This is a genomic window from gamma proteobacterium symbiont of Scutellera amethystina, assembly GCF_059730845.1.
In genome coordinates this window covers 1,935,081-1,951,277 of the sequence record NZ_AP035935.1, presented here as the reverse complement: position 1 = coordinate 1,951,277, position 16,197 = coordinate 1,935,081, and the positions used below count along the sequence as shown (strand labels likewise).

Genomic DNA, 16,197 nt, shown 5'->3' with positions numbered 1-16,197 from the left:
CCTGAATATAGCAGTAACTATAACATGCTTGCAGAACTTCGAATATTGACCCGCGGGTGTTAATGACGATTTTATCGGCGTTTACTTCAGGGTCGTAAAACAGGACTGAGTCAGGACAGATGTCGCAATCGCCAATCGAATTCAAGGGCAGCAGTTTTACCCTGTCAGTTGTTCATCTGCACCATTCGCAACCCGAGGTGATTCGTCAGGCGCTGCAGGACAAGATCGACCAGGCCCCGGCTTTTCTGCACAACGCGCCGGTGGTGCTGAACGTGTCAGCCCTGAACGGTGACATCAACTGGAAGCAGATGCAGCAGGCCGTCAGTGCCACCGGCTTACGCATTGTGGGCGTGAGCGGCTGTAAAGATGAAGCCCTGAAAAAGATGATTGCCCGCGCTGGCCTGCCGGTGCTGTCAGAGGGTAAAGAGAACCGCAAACGCGCTGATGCGCCCGCGCCGGAGCCGGAAGCGGTCGCGCCGCCGGTCAGCGAACCGGCCAGCAAAACGCGTATCATCAATACGCCAGTGCGTTCCGGTCAGCAGATTTACGCGCGCAACGCCGATTTGATCGTCACCAGCAGCGTCAGCGCCGGTGCCGAACTGGTGGCAGACGGCAACATTCATATTTACGGCATGATGCGCGGCCGCGCGCTGGCCGGTGCCAGCGGCGATCGCGACTGCCAGATTTTTTGCACCAACCTGTCAGCAGAGTTGGTCTCCATTGCCGGCGAATACTGGATCATGGACCAGATCCCGGCGGAATTCTTTGGTAAAGCTGCGCGCCTGTGCCTTAAAGAGGGCGCGCTCACCATCCAGACACTTAATTAGGCCCCTTTTCTTTCGTTAAGGAAATCAACATTTATGGCACGCATCATTGTAGTTACATCGGGTAAAGGGGGCGTTGGCAAGACCACGTCAAGCGCGGCCATCGCCACAGGGTTAGCGCAGAAAGGCAAAAAAACCGTGGTGATCGATTTCGATATCGGTCTGCGTAACCTCGATCTGATCATGGGCTGTGAACGCCGCGTGGTGTATGACTTTGTCAACGTTATTCAGGGCGATGCGACGCTGAATCAGGCACTGATTCGCGACAAGCGCACCGAGCAGCTTTATATTCTGCCCGCGTCACAAACCCGTGATAAAGATGCCCTGACCCGCGAAGGCGTGGAAAAAGTGCTGAACGACCTGGCGGCAATGGACTTCGATTTTATCGTCTGCGACTCGCCGGCCGGTATCGAAACCGGTGCGCTGATGGCGCTGTACTTCGCGGATGAAGCGATCATTACCACCAACCCGGAAGTCTCTTCCGTGCGTGACTCAGACCGTATTCTCGGCATCATCTCGTCGAAATCACGTCGCGCTGAAAACAGCGAAGAGCCGGTAAAAGAGCACCTGTTACTGACCCGCTATAACCCGGGACGCGTAACGCGTGGCGACATGCTGAGCATGGAAGACGTGCTGGAAATCCTGCGCATTCCTCTGGTCGGCGTGATTCCGGAAGATCAGTCGGTGCTGCGCGCGTCTAACCAGGGTGAGCCCGTGATCCTCGATGCAAACTCTGACGCCGGTAAAGCTTACGCTGATACCGTAGATCGCCTGCTTGGCGAAGAACGCCCCTTCCGCTTTATTGAAGAAGAGAAGAAGGGTTTCCTGAAACGCCTGTTCGGGGGATAACCAATGGCATTACTTGATTTCTTTTTATCCCGTAAGAAGAACACAGCCAACATAGCCAAGGAGAGGCTGCAGATTATCGTGGCCGAACGCAGAAGGGGCGACAGTGAGCCCCACTATCTGCCGCAGCTGAAGCGCGATATCCTGGAAGTGATCTGTAAATACGTGAAAATTGACCCGGACATGGTCACGGTGCAGCTGGATCAGAAAGGGGATGACATCTCTATCCTCGAGCTCAACGTGACGCTGCCGGAGACGGAAGACGTTCCTAAATGATTGTAGCGGGTTCCTGATTTTCCCCTGCGTGGTTGCGCAGGGGAAAACGTTCCGCTTACAGCGTGTGTAAAATCTCGTCGATACCGGCTTTCAACACCTCACCCCGCCAGCCTGCCAGCAGTTCCGGCGGACGCGTGGCGCTCTTCAGTCCCCAGTGCACGCTCAGCACCTGGTTAATTTGGCGCCGTGATGCTAACAGCTCCTGACTGTAACCGGTCTGCTCACTCACCTGCTGTACCAGCGCTTTAATCGCCTTGAACGCCTGCTTGTAATGCGCGTGGTCAATCAGATTAGGCAACGGCGGCGGTAACGTGGCCTCATCCAGCGCCTGCGCCTCTGCCACCATTGCCACCAGCGCCTTACCGTGGAAGCGGATTTCGTGACCGTTCAGGCCGAGATGATCCAGCTCGCCAAGGCTACCAGGCATAAAGCGCGCGACTTTCCACAGGTTCTCTTCGCGCACCACAAAATTCACCGCCATGTCTTTCTGCCGGGCGAGGTTGAGACGCCACGCGGCCAGACGCTGCAGCACCGCCAGCTGGCGCGGACGCAGCTGCCACGCGTTGGTGATATCGCGCCACGCCTCTTCCGGCTGCAGCACGTCAAGACGGCGCTGACACAGCGTGGCGCATTCACTCAGCGCCGCCGCCATGTTGCCTGCCGCTTCGGTTTGCGCCACCAGCTGATGGGCGATCGGCAACAGATAAGCCACATCGGCCGCAGCGTACTGGCACTGCCGCTCAGTAAGCGGACGCGCCAGCCAGTCGGTGCGCGCTTCGCTCTTATCCAGCTCAATCTGGTTGAAATGATTGACCATCGCGGCAAAGCCCCACGACAGCGGCTGCCCGGCGAAAGCGGCCAGAATCTGCGTATCGATCATCGGCTCCGGCAGACAGCCGAAACGATGCAGGAAGACTTCGAGGTCTTCCCCGCCGGCGTGCAGGAACTTGGTCAGCTGACGATCCTGCAGCAGCGCAATAAACGGTGCCCAGTCGCTGATGGTTAACGGATCGATCAGAACCAGTTGCTCGCCATCGAAGAGCTGGATCAGGCCAAGCTGCGGATAGTACGTGCGGGTGCGCACGAATTCGGTATCCAGCGCCACGGCGCGATGCTGACGGGCCTGCTGGCATACGGCGGCCAGCTGGTCATTATGGTCGATCAGGGTGTAATTCACGTTGTCTTTCTCGCTGCGGCAAACCTCGCACAGCGCTCCATGTTAAAAGCAATAAAAACGCCGGACGGTGCCGGCGTTAACCTGAGCATTCAGCGGAAGCCAGTACTACGCTTCGCGCTTCGCCTCGTCGCGCAATTCGCGACGTAAAATTTTACCGACGTTGGTCTTCGGCAGCTCATCACGAAACTCGATAATCTTCGGCACTTTATAGCCGGTGAGCTGACGGCGACAATGATCCAGCACTTCCTCTTTCGTTAGCGACGGATCTTTTTTTACGATGCACACTTTTACCGCTTCGCCGGAGAGATCGCTCGGCACGCCAATCGCCGCCGCTTCGCGCACCTTGGCGTGCTGCATCAGCACATCTTCGATTTCGTTAGGATACACGTTAAAGCCGGACACCAGAATCATGTCTTTTTTACGATCGACGATGCGGATAAACCCTTCAGCGTCCACGGTAACAATATCACCGGTGTGCAGCCAGCCATTTTTTAGCACTTCCTCGCTGGCATCCGGCCGCTGCCAGTAGCCAACCATTACCTGCGGCCCGCGAATGCACAGTTCACCCGGTTCGCCCGGCGGTACGTCGCGGTCTTCATCATCGACAATACGCACGTCGGTGGACGGAACCGGCAAACCGATGCTGCCGGTGTGGCAGGTAATATCATACGGATTAACCGACACCAGCGGTGAGCATTCGGTGAGTCCGTAGCCCTCCAGCAGATAGTGCCCGGTGAGTTTCTCCCAGCGCTCGGCCACCGCTTTCTGCACCGCCATACCGCCGCCGGCAGACAGACGCAGCGTGGAGAAGTCCAGCTGGTTAAAATTGGCATCGTTCAGCAGGGCGTTGAACAACGTATTAACACCGGTGATGGCGGTAAAGGGAAATTTGCTCAGCTCTTTAACGAAGCCGGGAATATCACGCGGGTTGGTAATCAGCAGGTTGGTGCCGCCTAGGTCGAGGAATAGCAGACAGTTCACCGTCAGGGCAAAGATGTGATAAAGCGGCAGCGCGGTTACCACCTGCTCCTGACCGGCGCGCAGCAGTTTACCGTAGGTGGCTTTGGTCTGCTCCAGATTAGCCTGCATGTTGCCGTGGGTCAGCATGGCGCCTTTCGCCACGCCGGTAGTGCCACCGGTGTACTGCAGAAATGCCAGATCCTGATTGCTGATCACAGGACGATGATAGCTCATCTGCTCGCCCTGCTGCAGCGCATGACGGAACGGTACCGCTCCTGGCAGATGGTATTTCGGTACCAGCTTTTTCACGTATTTAACGACGAAGTTCACCAGCGTGGCTTTCACCGGCGCCAGCTGATCGCCCATGCGCGTCAGCATCACGTGCTTAACCGGGGTCTCCGCGACCACTTTTTCCAGCGTATGGGCGAAATTGGAGACAATGACAATCGCACTGGCACCGCTGTCGTTAAGCTGGTGCTTCAGCTCACGCGGCGTGTACAACGGGTTAACATTCACCACCACCATACCGGCACGCAGGACGCCAAACAGCGCCACCGGATACTGCAGCAGATTCGGCATCATCAGCGCGACGCGATCGCCCTGCTGCAAGCCTAATCCCTGTTGCAGCCAGGCCGCAAAAGCACGGCTCTGCTGCTCCAGCTGGCGGTAAGTCATTGGCTGGCCCATGTTAATGAAAGCCACCTGATCGGCATAACGTTGCGCTGCGTGTTCGAAAAGATCGACCAAAGAGGGATAACGGTCTGCGTTAATTTCCGCTGGTACATCTGGCGGATAGCGTTTCAGCCAAACCTTGTTCAAAGATTCACCCCGATATTCTTGTTGCGTAGCCATCGCCGCCTCTGCAATCAGTGTTGTTAACAATATTTTAACTGATTGTACCAGTTTGCCTGTTCCGGCATTTTCAGGTTGCGAGGCGCATCACTAAATTTCGCGCATCGGTTGCGCGCCCAATAAAAAGGCCCGTTCGCGAGCACCGCGACCGGGCCGTAAAAAAACCTGTTTAGCGCTATTCGGTAAGAATGGTCTCGACCTGCGCCGGACCGCCGGTATTCATGCCCCAGTAGGGGTTAGGCCCCCAATAGCCGGGATGGCGACGCGTCGGCCCGTACCAAATCCACGGATCGATCGGTTGCGGCGGCGTCATCACCTGCTGAGTCAGATGCCAGCGCTGATAACCGCGCACATCAATCACCACAAAGTTGTAACTGGCTTTGCCAATTTCCCCTTTCTCGGTGCCTTTGATATTGCCCAGCACCGTGACGTACTGATTATTGACGTCGATCGGATCAACAAAACCATGAATGTCAGCATAAATGCGGCCAATTGACGCAGCACCGAGGCGCGGTCGCGCGCTGTCATCCAGCGGCTGAGTGGCAATTTCCAGCCGGGTCAGGCCGTTAAGGTTGGTCACCTTCACGACTTTGCCGCCGAAGCGCGACTCCTGGCCGACATACAGCTGCGGCGCATTCATCACGCGTAATAAATCCTGCTGTGGAAGCTGAGAACTCCCTTTAATGGCATCCGGCACCGACACGCAGCCGCTGAGCAACAGCGCACAGGCTAACAGAGCGCCAGACATCCCTTTACGACTAATTGGCATAGCACTTCTCCTGTTATTTCTCCGTTAGACTGAAGGCGCAAAAATAAGTTGCGTGGGCGCCTAGCGTCCCGGCAATTTTTTCCATGCCACTTCATTGCGCAGATAAACCGGCTCAGCATTTTCCACCGCCACGCTATCGCCGCGCTGCCAGGCGCTGAGCGCCAGCGGCAGCATATCTTCTGCGGCAGGCAGCGTGACCGTGGTGGTCAGCAGTTGTGCCCCGGTCGTGCCAGCCAGCAGCTGCGGATAAGCCTGCCAGCCGGTGCCGACGGTGGCCCACTCGCCGCTAAGCTGCGCGATGCGCGCCTGTGCCGCTTCCGGCTTGAGTACGGCTTCGCTCTCAGCGCCCTGCCACTCGCCCTGCTGATCACGCTGATATTCTGCCCAGTAGACTTCACCCATGCGCGCATCAATCGCCGCCAGCACGCGCGTTGCCCCGGTCAAACGCCAGGCGCCCTGCGCCATGGTGGCCAGCGAGGATACGCCAATCATCGGCAAATTTGCGCCCAGCGCCAGGCCCTGCGCGATGCCAATGCCGATGCGCACGCCGGTAAAACTGCCGGGCCCGCGGCCAAACGCCAGCGCGTCCAGCGCGCTCAGCGCCAGCGACTGCGCCTGCAGCAATTCCTGCACCAGCGGCAGAATACGTTGAGTATGATCGCGGGGCGCGATTTCGAAGCGGGCATCGATCTGCTGCTGATTCAGCAGCGCGGCAGAACAGGCTTCTGTCGCGGTGTCCAGGGCTAAAATTCGGGCGGGCATAACAACCTCAGAGAATCAAAATGGCGCGCATCTTACCACAGCCTGGCACAAATTAGTGCTGCTCTGGCGGACGCACAAAGTCAATCGCACGCTGTAAATCGCGGGTGCGTGGTGTCGGCGGCAGGCTATTAAGGAACAGACCGCCATACGGACGCGACACCAGCCGCTGGTCACAAATCACCAGCACGCCGCGATCGTCGGTATCGCGAATCAGACGGCCCACGCCCTGCTTGAGGGTGATCACCGCGTCCGGCAGCTGCACATCGTTGAACGGATCGCCGCCGCGCAGACGGCAATCCTCCATGCGCGCCTTCAGCAGCGGATCTTCCGGCGAGGTAAACGGCAGCTTGTCGATGATCACCAGCGACAGCGCATCACCGCGCACGTCAACGCCTTCCCAGAAGCTGCTGGTGGCCACTAGCAGTGCATTGCCGGCGTCAAGAAACTGTTTGAGCAGCTGGCCTTTGCTGGTTTCGCCCTGCAACAGCACCGGTAAGGTCATGGAGGCGCGGAACTCCGCCGCCAGCTCACGCATCATTTTGTGCGAGGTGCACAGGAAGAAACAGCGCCCTTTGTTGGCTTCAATCAGCGGTTTCATCATGCGTGCCAGCTGACGCGCACCGCCGGGATAGTTGGGTTCCGGCATGTTGCGCGGCACGCACAGCAAGGCCTGCTGCGCATAATCAAACGGACTTTCGAGGATCAGGGTGCGGGCATTATCCACGCCGAGCCGGCTGGCGAAGTGGCTCATCTGTTCGTTGACCGCCAGCGTCGCCGAGGTAAATACCCACGCCGCTTTGCGTCCGTCCATCACTTCGCGGAAGCGCTCCGCAACCGACAGCGGCGTCAGCGCCAGCGTAAAGTGCCGGCTGCTGCATTCGTACCAGTAGCTAAAGCCCGGTTCATCAATCGCACGTAAACGCTTGAGCCGGGTGCGATACAGCGCGGCACGCTCGAAGGCAGCGTCCAGCAGCGCGGAACGGCCCAGCGACAGCTTAATCACGTCGTAACACAGCTCGAGCGCATCATCCAGCAGCGTAAACATGCGCATGATGTTGTTGTCGCTCAGCAGGTCACGCAGATTGCCGCGAAAACCGGGCTCGCCCAGCGTCAGGCGGAAATCCTGTGCGCACTGCGCCAGCCGGTCGGCGGATTTCTGCAGCTGCTGCACATCGCGCACCTCGGTGCGGTAGGCAAGGATAATGTCTTTGGCGAGATCCTGCAGTTGCCGGCTCGACAGCTGCTGGCCAAAATACTGGCTGGCTATATCCGGCAGCTGGTGCGCTTCATCGAAGATCATCACGTCGGCTTCCGGGATCAGCTCGCCAAATCCCCCCTCTTTGACCACCAGGTCAGCGAGAAACAGGTGATGGTTCACCACCACCACATCCGCATCCATCGCTTTTTTGCGCGCCTTCACCACGAAGCAATCTTTATACAGCGGGCAATCGCTGCCGAGGCAGTTATCGTTGGTGCTGGTAACGTAAGGCCAGATCGGGCTGTCTTCCGCGACGCCGGCGCAGCTGCTGACGTCGCCATCAACGGTCTCCGATGACCAGCTGCGCACGTTAATCAAATCACCGAGCGCCTGCACGCTGAGATCGCCGCCGGTCTGATTTTGCTGCTCCAGCCGTTCCAGGCATAGATAGTTGGAGCGCCCTTTCAGCAGCGCGGTTTTGCCGCTGAACGCCAGGGCGCGGGCAATGGTCGGCAGATCGCGGTTGTAGAGCTGATCCTGCAACGCTTTGGAACCGGTCGACACGATGACTTTTTTCTTCGCCCGCAACGCCGGTGCCAGATAAGCATAAGTTTTACCGGTGCCGGTGCCGGCCTCGACCACCAGCTCGCCCGCCTGCTGCACCGCTTCGCTCACTGCCTGCGCCATTTCGCGCTGTGCCGCGCGCGGCTTAAAGCCGGGAATCGCCTGCGCTAACGCGCCATCCGCTGCAAAATCGTCTGCCACACATCCTCACCGATTGCTCTTAAAACTACTGTAATTATGTCAGGATTCACCGCAGGCGACCACAACAGATGACAGCCGGCCATGGGATATGGCAGGCTAACGCAGCAAAAATAAAGGAGAACAGTATGACCATTACGCGTATTGATGCCGAGCACCGCATGTCCGAAGCGGTTGTACATGACCAGACCGTGTATTACACCAGCGTGCCGGAGAATCTGGATGACGATGCGGAAGCGCAGACCGCCAACGCGCTGGCGGTGATTGACCGCATCCTGACGCGCGTGGGTTCGGATAAAAGCAAAATTCTCGACGCCACCATTTTCCTGGTAGACAAAGAGGACTTTGCCGCGATGAACCGCGCCTGGGATGCGTGGGTCTCGCCGGGTAATGCGCCGGTACGCTGCACGGTGCAGGCCGGCCTGATGAATCCGCGCTATAAAGTGGAAATCAAAATCATCGCCGCGCTATAACGCTCGCCGGGCGCTATTCGTCGTCTTCGTCCTCTTCGAAGCGCGCCCGAATCGCTTCGCCCTGATGGCTCTGGCGAATTTCCTGCGCCACCTGCGCAATCGCCTGCCCGCTGGACATGCCGCCGGCCATCAGTTCCTGAATACGTTCCACTGCCTGCTGCTGTTGTTCGTGCGATAAAGCCGGAAGACCTGAAAACATGATGCACTCCTGTAATGGGGGGACGCATTATTCCACGCTGAACAAACAGGTGCCAGCAGCAAAAAAATATGCCAGGCTACGCGCCTGCCTGCTGAACTGATTTAGCCAAACGAACGTGAAAACCCTCTCGCTACAGTATACGCCCGATACACTTTTACACCGTTTTTCCACGCTGGCGCACCGTCCGTGGGCGATGCTGCTGACCTCAGGTCACGCCGAGCACGCGGATAACCGTTTCGATATCCTCACCGCCGACCCGCGGGTGACCCTGACGACGCGCGGTGACAGTACCGCCATCGACGACGGCACCGGCATCAGCCACTCTAACGCCGATCCGCTGCAGCTGGTGCAGCAACAGCTGGACGCGCTGGGCATCCGGCCGGCGTTTGATGCAAATCTGCCGTTTCAGGGCGGCGCGCTGGGTCTGTTTGGTTATGACCTCGGTCGCCGTTTCGAAACGCTGCCGCAGCGGGCGCAGCAGGATTTACACACGCCGGATATGGCGGTCGGCATTTATGACTGGGCGCTGATTGCCGATCATCATCGCCAGACGCTGACGCTGATTGCCCTGCACGACGCGGAGCAGCGCTGGCAGTGGCTACAGGCGCTGGCGGTGCCGCAGCCCAAACCTTTTGCCCTGACCAGCGACTGGCAGGCCAATATGAGCTATGCGCAGTACGCCGCGCGTTTCCAGGCAGTGCAGGCCTACATTCAGGCGGGCGACTGCTACCAGGTTAATCTGGCGCAGCGTTTTCAGGCCAGCTATCGCGGCGATGAGTGGCAGGCGTTTTTACGTCTCAACCGCGCCAACCGCGCGCCGTTCAGCGCCTTCCTTCGTCTGCCGCACAGTGCCGTGCTGAGCCTGTCACCGGAGCGTTTTCTCTCGCTGCAGCAGCAGCAGATTGAAACCCGGCCGATTAAAGGCACGCTGCCGCGCCTGGCCGATCCGCAGGCCGATCGGCTGCAGGCGGAGAAACTGGCCAGCGCCGAAAAAGATCGGGCGGAAAACCTGATGATTGTGGACCTGCTGCGTAATGATATTGGCCGCGTCGCCGAGCCGGGCAGCGTCAGCGTGCCGGAGCTGTTTGTGGTGGAGCCGTTCCCGGCGGTGCATCACCTGGTTAGCACGGTGCGGGCCAGGCTGCCAGACGCGCTCTCCGCTACCGATTTGCTGCGCGCCTGTTTCCCCGGCGGCTCCATTACCGGCGCACCCAAGATCCGCGCGATGGAGATCATCGAAGAACTCGAACCGCAGCGGCGTAATGCGTGGTGCGGCAGTATCGGCTACATCAGCCTGTGCGGGCGTATGGACAGCAGCATTACCATCCGCACGCTGATTGCCGAAAACCAGCAGCTGTACTGCGCGGCGGGTGGCGGTCTGGTGGCTGACAGCGAGGCTGAGGCGGAATATCAGGAGACGCTGCACAAGCTCAACCGTATTCTGCCCTGTCTGCGTGATGAGGCGTGATATGGAGTTGACGCTGGCGCAGTTTCTCAGTCGCTTTGTGCTGCAGCCGCCGCTGGCGACCGCGCACAGCGTGATCAGCGGACGCCGTGCCGCGGTGCTGGTACCGGTGATTGATGGCGACCAGCCTGAACTGCTACTGACCCGCCGCTCCGCGCTACTGCGCAAACACGCCGGGCAGGTGGCGTTCCCCGGCGGCATGATGGATGCCACTGACGATTCGCTGATCGCCACCGCGCTGCGTGAGGCGCAGGAAGAAGTGGGCATCGCGCCGCAGCAGGTGCGGGTGGTCGGCGTGTTACCGCCAGTCACCAGCAGTACCGGTTTCGCCGTCACGCCCGTGGTCGGTATCATTCCGCCGCACTTACCGCTGCGGCTCAACCCGGATGAAGTTGAAAGCGCCTTTTCCATGCCGCTCGCAGAGGCGCTGCGGCTGGGGCGCTACAGCGGACTGACGCTGCGCCGCGGTCATCGCCAGCACCAGGTGTGGCTGTCATGGTATGAAGATTATTTTATCTGGGGCATGACCGCCGGTATCCTGCGCGCGCTCGGCCAGCAGATCGCCCTGCCCTGATCCCCCGTCCCGTTTCACCCTGCCCGAAAAATTGATCCCGTTCACATCCGGGGATGCGGATAACTATTTCTGTGGTTTATAATTAGTTTATTTCATGCGAAAAGCTGCTCGCTGCCGTCCGCTGGCGATTACTATTAGCCGCATTAACGGCCTGCGCCGTAGAAAAGAAGATTTGTGAGGAGCGTCACCGGTGATAAGTGTTTTTGACATGTTCAAAGTGGGTATCGGCCCGTCCAGTTCGCATACCGTTGGCCCGATGAAAGCGGGCAAACAGTTTGTTGACCTGCTGATCGAACAGGGCAAGCTGCAGGATGTGACGCGCGTGGCGGTGGATGTCTACGGCTCACTGTCGCTCACCGGGAAAGGACACCACACCGACATTGCCATCATCATGGGTCTGGCCGGCTTTGAGCCTGCCAGCGTCGACATCGACAGCATTCCGGCGTTTATCAAAGATGTCGAAACGCGTGAGCGGCTGCTGCTGGCACAGGGCGCGCGCGAGGTCGACTTCCCGCGTGACGGCGGCATGGTATTCCGCAGCGAAAACCTGTCGCTGCATGAAAACGGCATGACCCTGTACGCGTTTGCCGGCGATCGGCTACTTGAGCGCAAAACCTATTACTCGATTGGCGGCGGCTTTATTGTCGACGAAGCGCATTTTGGTCAGTCAGTGCTGGATGAGGTCGCCGTGCCCCACCCGTTCCATTCAGCCAAAGAGTTGCTCAGTCATTGCCGCGATACCGGCATGTCGCTTTCCGGGCTGGTGATGAAAAACGAACTGGCGCTGCACAGCCGTGACGAGATTTACGCCTATTTTGGTAACATCTGGCAAACCATGCAGGCGTGTATCGATCGTGGCCTGAATACCGAAGGCGTGCTGCCGGGCCCGCTGCGCGTGCCGCGCCGGGCGGCGTCGCTGCGACGTCTGCTGGTCTCCTCGACCAAACACTCCAACGATCCGATGAACGTCATCGACTGGGTCAATATGTTTGCGCTGGCGGTGAATGAAGAGAATGCAGCCGGTGGTCGGGTGGTCACTGCACCGACCAACGGTGCCTGCGGTATCGTGCCGGCGGTGCTGGCGTATTACGATCACTTCATCGAAACGGTCACGCCGGATATTTTTATCCGCTACTTCCTCGCCTCGGGCGCGATTGGCGTGTTGTATAAAATGAACGCCTCGATTTCCGGTGCCGAAGTCGGCTGCCAGGGAGAAGTGGGCGTGGCCTGCTCAATGGCCGCCGCCGGCCTCGCTGAACTGCTGGGAGCCAGCCCGGAGCAGGTGTGCGTTGCCGCTGAAATCGGCATGGAACACAACCTCGGACTGACCTGCGATCCGGTCGCCGGTCAGGTACAGGTGCCATGCATTGAGCGTAACGCCATTGCTTCGGTGAAAGCGATCAACGCCGCGCGAATGGCGCTGCGCCGCACCAGCGAGCCGCGCGTATCGCTGGATAAGGTGATCGAGACTATGTACGAGACCGGCAAAGACATGAACGCTAAATATCGTGAGACCTCGCGCGGCGGTCTGGCGATCAAGGTGCAGTGCGACTGACCGGCAACGTCGCGTTTCGCTGCTGACAATTGCAGCGATCGGCCATTATTTCTGCAATGGCCTCTACCTCCGCGTTATCAAACCAGATACATTATTTTTGCGCGCGACCTCTAATGGTCGCGCGATTTTTTAGTGCCGCTTTTTTTCTCCAGCCGCGCTAAATTTGGCCGCCGCCATGCCGATAACTTTCACGTTAATTTGGTCTCATTCTTTGTCTTAGCAAGGTGGTTACTGATGCTCCTTCCCCAGCAATTTGTGGGTCAATTTCGCCGTAAGCGCCTGCTTATTGCGTTGGTGATCGCGTCGCTGGTTCTCATTCTTACGCTGACTTTTCGCTACATCGAAGAGAAGTCACGCATTGAGCAGCAGTCCCTTAACTTTGCCACCCGCGCGATTGAGCGCTTTGACCGCATGTTTTCGCCGCTGGACGTCTCCGCCAACAACACGCTGGGGCTGGTGGGCGTGCCCTGCACGCAGGTGCGCTACCCGCTGATTGAGAAGATCGCCGCGCTGCAAACCGTGCGCACCGTGCTGCTGGTGCAGGACGATACCATCTACTGTTCGAGTATTTATGGCCCGCGCCACATCTCGTTCAGCCAGACCTATCCCGAGCTGGCGATCAACAATCAGCGCATGATGCTGTCCACCGACGACTACCTGCTGAAAGGTTCGCCGGTGCTGCTGCTGTGGACGCCAAAATCGCTGGATAACCAGGACGGCCTGCTGCAGATCATCAACATTGAACTGATGACCAACTATCTGCTGGAGCCGCAGCTGCCGTGGGTGGAGCGCGCGATCTTTAACGTAGGCGGACAGAGCCTCGAGTACGGTAATCCGCTGATCGAGCATACCGTGCCGTCCGATGACGAAGTGGCCTACGATCAGGCCTCGCTGCGTTATCCCTACAGCATTACGCTGTACGGTCCCTCTCCGGCGCGGCTGGCGCTCAACACGCTGCCGTCTCAGCTGCCGCTGGCGGTACTGCTGAGCCTGCTGCTGGGCTATATCGTCTGGCTGGCCACCGCCAATCGCATGAGTCTGAGCTGGCAAATCAGCTATGGCATCACCGCTAACGAATTTATGGTCTACTGCCAGCCGCTGATCAATGCCCGCAGCGGCGACTGCGATGGTATCGAGCTGCTGCTGCGCTGGCACAATCCGCGCCAGGGCTGGATTGCACCGGACGTATTTATTCCGCTGGCCGAACGCCAGAATCTGATTGCACCGCTGACGCGCTTTGTGATTGCCAGAGTCGTCGCGGAGTTGCCTAATCTGCCACAGTGCCCGGCATTTCATATCGCGATTAACGTCGCGGCCAGCCACTTCCGCGACCGCCTGATTGTTGAGGATTTACAGCGCTACTGGTGGCCCGCCAATCCCCTGCCGCAACTGGTGGTGGAGCTGACCGAGCGCGATGCGCTGCCAGTTATCGACCAGACGGTCGTGGCGCAGCTGCATGAAATTGGCGTGCGGCTGGCGATTGACGATTTCGGCACCGGCCACAGTTCGCTGGCCTATCTGAAGGACCTGAAGCCGGACGTACTGAAAATCGATAAAATTTTTACCGCCGCGATTGGTACTGACGCGATCAACGCCACGGTGACCGATATGGTGATTTCACTGGCGCAGCGGCTGAATATCGCGCTGGTCGCGGAGGGCGTGGAAACCGCCGAGCAGGCGCATTATCTGCGCGAGCGCGGCGTGGATCATCTGCAGGGTTACTACTATGCGCGCCCGATGCCGATTGAGGACTTCCCGCAATGGCTGGCGCAGCATCAGGCGCAGCTGGGCGCCTGATGCCGGACGACATCAGGCGTCGCCCTCTTCCTCGTCGTGGTGCGGCTTGTCTTTGGTGACGCGCACCAGATCGATACGGTAATCCGTGGCTTCGATAATCTGGAAGTGCAGCGGTGGCAAATCGATAATCTCGCCCGGCAGCGGCAGCTGTCCCTTCTGCTCAATCAGCAGGCCGGCGAGCGACGCGTGATCTTCATCCGGATCGACCAGCTCATGGTGGTCGAGCAACTGCTGCAGCGAGTGCAGATCGGTACCGCCCTTCACCAGCCAGCCGTCGCCATCCGCCACCACATCCGGCGTTTCGTCTTCGTCCGGGAACTCACCGGCAATCGCTTCCAGCACGTCCAGCGGCGTAATCAGGCCCTGCACCACACCAAATTCGTTGGTAACGATGACGAAGCTCCCTTTAGCACGACGCAATACGCCCAGCAGGTTGATCGGATCCAGTGTTTCCGGCACCACAATCGGCGGCGTGTTGGCCGCGAAGGTCGCGACATCCATACCGTGCTCCAGCGCCACCAGCAGCTCTTTCGCGCGCACCACGCCGATGATCTCATCCAGCTCGCCACGACACACCGGGAACAGACTGTGAGGCGTATCCAGCAACTGAATGCGGATCTCATCCAGCGGACGCGAGACGTCAACCCATGAGATATCGCCGCGCGGCGTCATGATGCTGCGAATCGAACGCTGTGACAGCGTCAGCACGCCGTTAATCATGTAACGCTCTTCGTCTTTAAACGCTTCCTGCGGCATCGCTTCGGTCAGCGACGCTTCTTCGGTATGCGCCGGCTGGTTACGCTGGCGCCCGCCCATCAGACGCAGAATCGCTTCGGCGGTACGTTCACGCATCGGACGGTGCGCCTGATGACGGATAAAGTTCCGGCGCGCAATCTGGTTGAACAGCTCAATCAGAATCGAGAAGCCAATTGCCGCGTACAGATAACCTTTCGGAATATGGAAACCAAAGCCTTCCGCCACCAGCGACAGACCAATCATCAGCAGGAAGCTCAGACACAGCACCACCACCGTTGGGTGCGCGTTGACGAAGCGGGTCAGCGGTTTTGAGGCCAGCAGCATCACGCCCATGGCAATCACCACCGCCGTCATCATCACCGGCAGATGGTTCACCATACCGACGGCGGTAATCACCGCGTCCAGGGAGAACACCGCGTCCAGCACCACAATCTGCGTCACGACCGCCCAGAAGCTGGCATAGGCTTTGTTGCCCTGATGCTCCATGCCACGGTTTTCCAGCCGCTCGTGCAGTTCCATGGTGGCCTTAAACAACAGGAACAAACCACCAATCAACAGAATTAAATCTCGTCCGGAAAAGCTGAAATCGCCTACGCTGAATAGGGGTCGCGTCAGCGTCACCATCCAGGAGATCAGCGACAGCAGGCCGAGGCGCATCACCAGCGCCAGCGACAGACCAATCAGGCGCGCTTTATCACGCTGTTTCGGTGGCAGCTTGTCGGCAAGAATGGCGATAAACACCAGGTTGTCGATGCCGAGCACAATCTCCAGCACGATCAGCGTCAGTAAACCCGCCCAGATTGAGGGGTCGAAGAGAAATTCCATCAATGACTCCTTGCTAAACGTAAGGGCGAACGCGACTGAGCCTGCGCCGGAAGGCGAGACGAGAGAGCGTTAACGGATGAGGCAACACCGGCAGGTGTCAGGGTGCGCGCTGAGCAGCGCGGGGAAC

Annotated in this window: 15 protein-coding genes; 8 read left to right on the top strand and 7 right to left on the bottom strand. The window is 58.8% G+C overall.

What is annotated here, in order from left to right; all coding sequences use genetic code 11:
- Window positions 1-119: 119 nt before the first annotated feature.
- The 3 genes from minC to minE are packed head-to-tail and all read left to right on the top strand — an operon-like array spanning window position 120 to window position 1,946.
- On the top strand, window positions 120-827 hold the full coding sequence (minC, locus tag AC6I79_RS09010; RefSeq protein ID WP_021510043.1) for a septum site-determining protein MinC: 708 nt from the start codon (window positions 120-122) through the stop codon (window positions 825-827).
- Window positions 828-860: 33 nt separating this feature from the next.
- Window positions 861-1,673, top strand: a complete 813-nt coding sequence (gene minD / locus AC6I79_RS09005) for a septum site-determining protein MinD (RefSeq protein ID WP_021510042.1) — start codon at window positions 861-863, stop codon at window positions 1,671-1,673.
- Between the two features lie 3 nt (window positions 1,674-1,676).
- The gene (gene minE, locus AC6I79_RS09000; RefSeq protein ID WP_010616394.1) at window positions 1,677-1,946 is read left to right on the top strand and encodes a cell division topological specificity factor MinE; all 270 of its coding nucleotides are present in this window, start codon (window positions 1,677-1,679) and stop codon (window positions 1,944-1,946) included.
- Between the two features lie 55 nt (window positions 1,947-2,001).
- Here the strand turns inward: minE and rnd are convergent, their stop codons facing one another.
- The 5 genes from rnd to yoaA all read right to left on the bottom strand — a co-directional run bounded on the left by rnd (window position 2,002) and on the right by yoaA (window position 8,429).
- Window positions 2,002-3,123, bottom strand: coding sequence for a ribonuclease D (gene rnd / locus AC6I79_RS08995; RefSeq protein ID WP_104093241.1), 1,122 nt, complete (start codon window positions 3,121-3,123; stop codon window positions 2,002-2,004).
- A gap of 105 nt (window positions 3,124-3,228) precedes the next feature.
- Window positions 3,229-4,902, bottom strand: coding sequence for a long-chain-fatty-acid--CoA ligase FadD (fadD, locus tag AC6I79_RS08990; protein WP_153001953.1), 1,674 nt, complete (start codon window positions 4,900-4,902; stop codon window positions 3,229-3,231).
- 208 nt (window positions 4,903-5,110) lie between these two features.
- Window positions 5,111-5,704, bottom strand: a complete 594-nt coding sequence (locus tag AC6I79_RS08985) for a Slp family lipoprotein (protein ID WP_010616392.1) — start codon at window positions 5,702-5,704, stop codon at window positions 5,111-5,113.
- Window positions 5,705-5,764: 60 nt separating this feature from the next.
- On the bottom strand, window positions 5,765-6,466 hold the full coding sequence (gene tsaB / locus AC6I79_RS08980; protein ID WP_059009719.1) for a tRNA (adenosine(37)-N6)-threonylcarbamoyltransferase complex dimerization subunit type 1 TsaB: 702 nt from the start codon (window positions 6,464-6,466) through the stop codon (window positions 5,765-5,767).
- Between the two features lie 52 nt (window positions 6,467-6,518).
- Complete coding sequence (gene yoaA, locus AC6I79_RS08975; protein WP_058771245.1) at window positions 6,519-8,429, bottom strand: DNA repair helicase YoaA; 1,911 nt, start codon at window positions 8,427-8,429, stop codon at window positions 6,519-6,521.
- A 125-nt stretch (window positions 8,430-8,554) separates the two neighbouring features.
- Between yoaA and AC6I79_RS08970 the strand changes: the two genes are divergently transcribed.
- Window positions 8,555-8,899: a RidA family protein gene (locus AC6I79_RS08970; RefSeq protein ID WP_058757734.1), complete on the top strand. Its 345-nt coding sequence runs from the start codon at window positions 8,555-8,557 to the stop codon at window positions 8,897-8,899.
- Window positions 8,900-8,912: 13 nt separating this feature from the next.
- Here the strand turns inward: AC6I79_RS08970 and AC6I79_RS08965 are convergent, their stop codons facing one another.
- The gene (locus tag AC6I79_RS08965; protein WP_058774597.1) at window positions 8,913-9,098 is read right to left on the bottom strand and encodes a YoaH family protein; all 186 of its coding nucleotides are present in this window, start codon (window positions 9,096-9,098) and stop codon (window positions 8,913-8,915) included.
- A gap of 115 nt (window positions 9,099-9,213) precedes the next feature.
- On the opposite strand from AC6I79_RS08965, the gene pabB reads away from it, so the two are divergent.
- The 4 genes from pabB (at window position 9,214) to pdeD (ending at window position 14,489) form a co-directional block, all read left to right on the top strand.
- A complete protein-coding gene (gene pabB / locus AC6I79_RS08960; RefSeq protein ID WP_132462407.1) occupies window positions 9,214-10,566 on the top strand; it encodes an aminodeoxychorismate synthase component 1 in 1,353 nt (450 codons plus the stop codon).
- A gap of 1 nt (window position 10,567) precedes the next feature.
- Window positions 10,568-11,137: a CoA pyrophosphatase gene (locus AC6I79_RS08955; protein ID WP_021510033.1), complete on the top strand. Its 570-nt coding sequence runs from the start codon at window positions 10,568-10,570 to the stop codon at window positions 11,135-11,137.
- 190 nt (window positions 11,138-11,327) lie between these two features.
- Window positions 11,328-12,692: an L-serine ammonia-lyase gene (locus AC6I79_RS08950; protein ID WP_498027705.1), complete on the top strand. Its 1,365-nt coding sequence runs from the start codon at window positions 11,328-11,330 to the stop codon at window positions 12,690-12,692.
- 234 nt (window positions 12,693-12,926) lie between these two features.
- Window positions 12,927-14,489, top strand: a complete 1,563-nt coding sequence (pdeD, locus tag AC6I79_RS08945) for a cyclic di-3',5'-guanosine monophosphate phosphodiesterase PdeD (RefSeq protein WP_215800051.1) — start codon at window positions 12,927-12,929, stop codon at window positions 14,487-14,489.
- A 12-nt stretch (window positions 14,490-14,501) separates the two neighbouring features.
- Here the strand turns inward: pdeD and AC6I79_RS08940 are convergent, their stop codons facing one another.
- Window positions 14,502-16,070 carry a TerC family protein gene (locus AC6I79_RS08940; protein ID WP_021510030.1) on the bottom strand — a complete coding sequence of 523 codons (1,569 nt, stop codon included), beginning with the start codon at window positions 16,068-16,070 and terminating at the stop codon, window positions 14,502-14,504.
- Window positions 16,071-16,197 lie beyond the last annotated feature (127 nt).

Excerpts from the sequence above, each read along its gene's own strand:
- minD (WP_021510042.1), top strand. The coding sequence starts at position 861 with ATGGCACGCATCATTGTAGTTACATCGGGTAAAGGGGGCGTTGGCAAG.
- AC6I79_RS08985 (WP_010616392.1), bottom strand. The coding sequence starts at position 5,704 with ATGCCAATTAGTCGTAAAGGGATGTCTGGCGCTCTGTTAGCCTGTGCG.
- AC6I79_RS08965 (WP_058774597.1), bottom strand. The coding sequence starts at position 9,098 with ATGTTTTCAGGTCTTCCGGCTTTATCGCACGAACAACAGCAGCAGGCA.
- minC (WP_021510043.1), top strand. The coding sequence starts at position 120 with ATGTCGCAATCGCCAATCGAATTCAAGGGCAGCAGTTTTACCCTGTCA.
- tsaB (WP_059009719.1), bottom strand. The coding sequence starts at position 6,466 with ATGCCCGCCCGAATTTTAGCCCTGGACACCGCGACAGAAGCCTGTTCT.
- minE (WP_010616394.1), top strand. The coding sequence starts at position 1,677 with ATGGCATTACTTGATTTCTTTTTATCCCGTAAGAAGAACACAGCCAAC.
- AC6I79_RS08955 (WP_021510033.1), top strand. The coding sequence starts at position 10,568 with ATGGAGTTGACGCTGGCGCAGTTTCTCAGTCGCTTTGTGCTGCAGCCG.
- pdeD (WP_215800051.1), top strand. The coding sequence starts at position 12,927 with ATGCTCCTTCCCCAGCAATTTGTGGGTCAATTTCGCCGTAAGCGCCTG.
- AC6I79_RS08970 (WP_058757734.1), top strand. The coding sequence starts at position 8,555 with ATGACCATTACGCGTATTGATGCCGAGCACCGCATGTCCGAAGCGGTT.
- AC6I79_RS08940 (WP_021510030.1), bottom strand. The coding sequence starts at position 16,070 with ATGGAATTTCTCTTCGACCCCTCAATCTGGGCGGGTTTACTGACGCTG.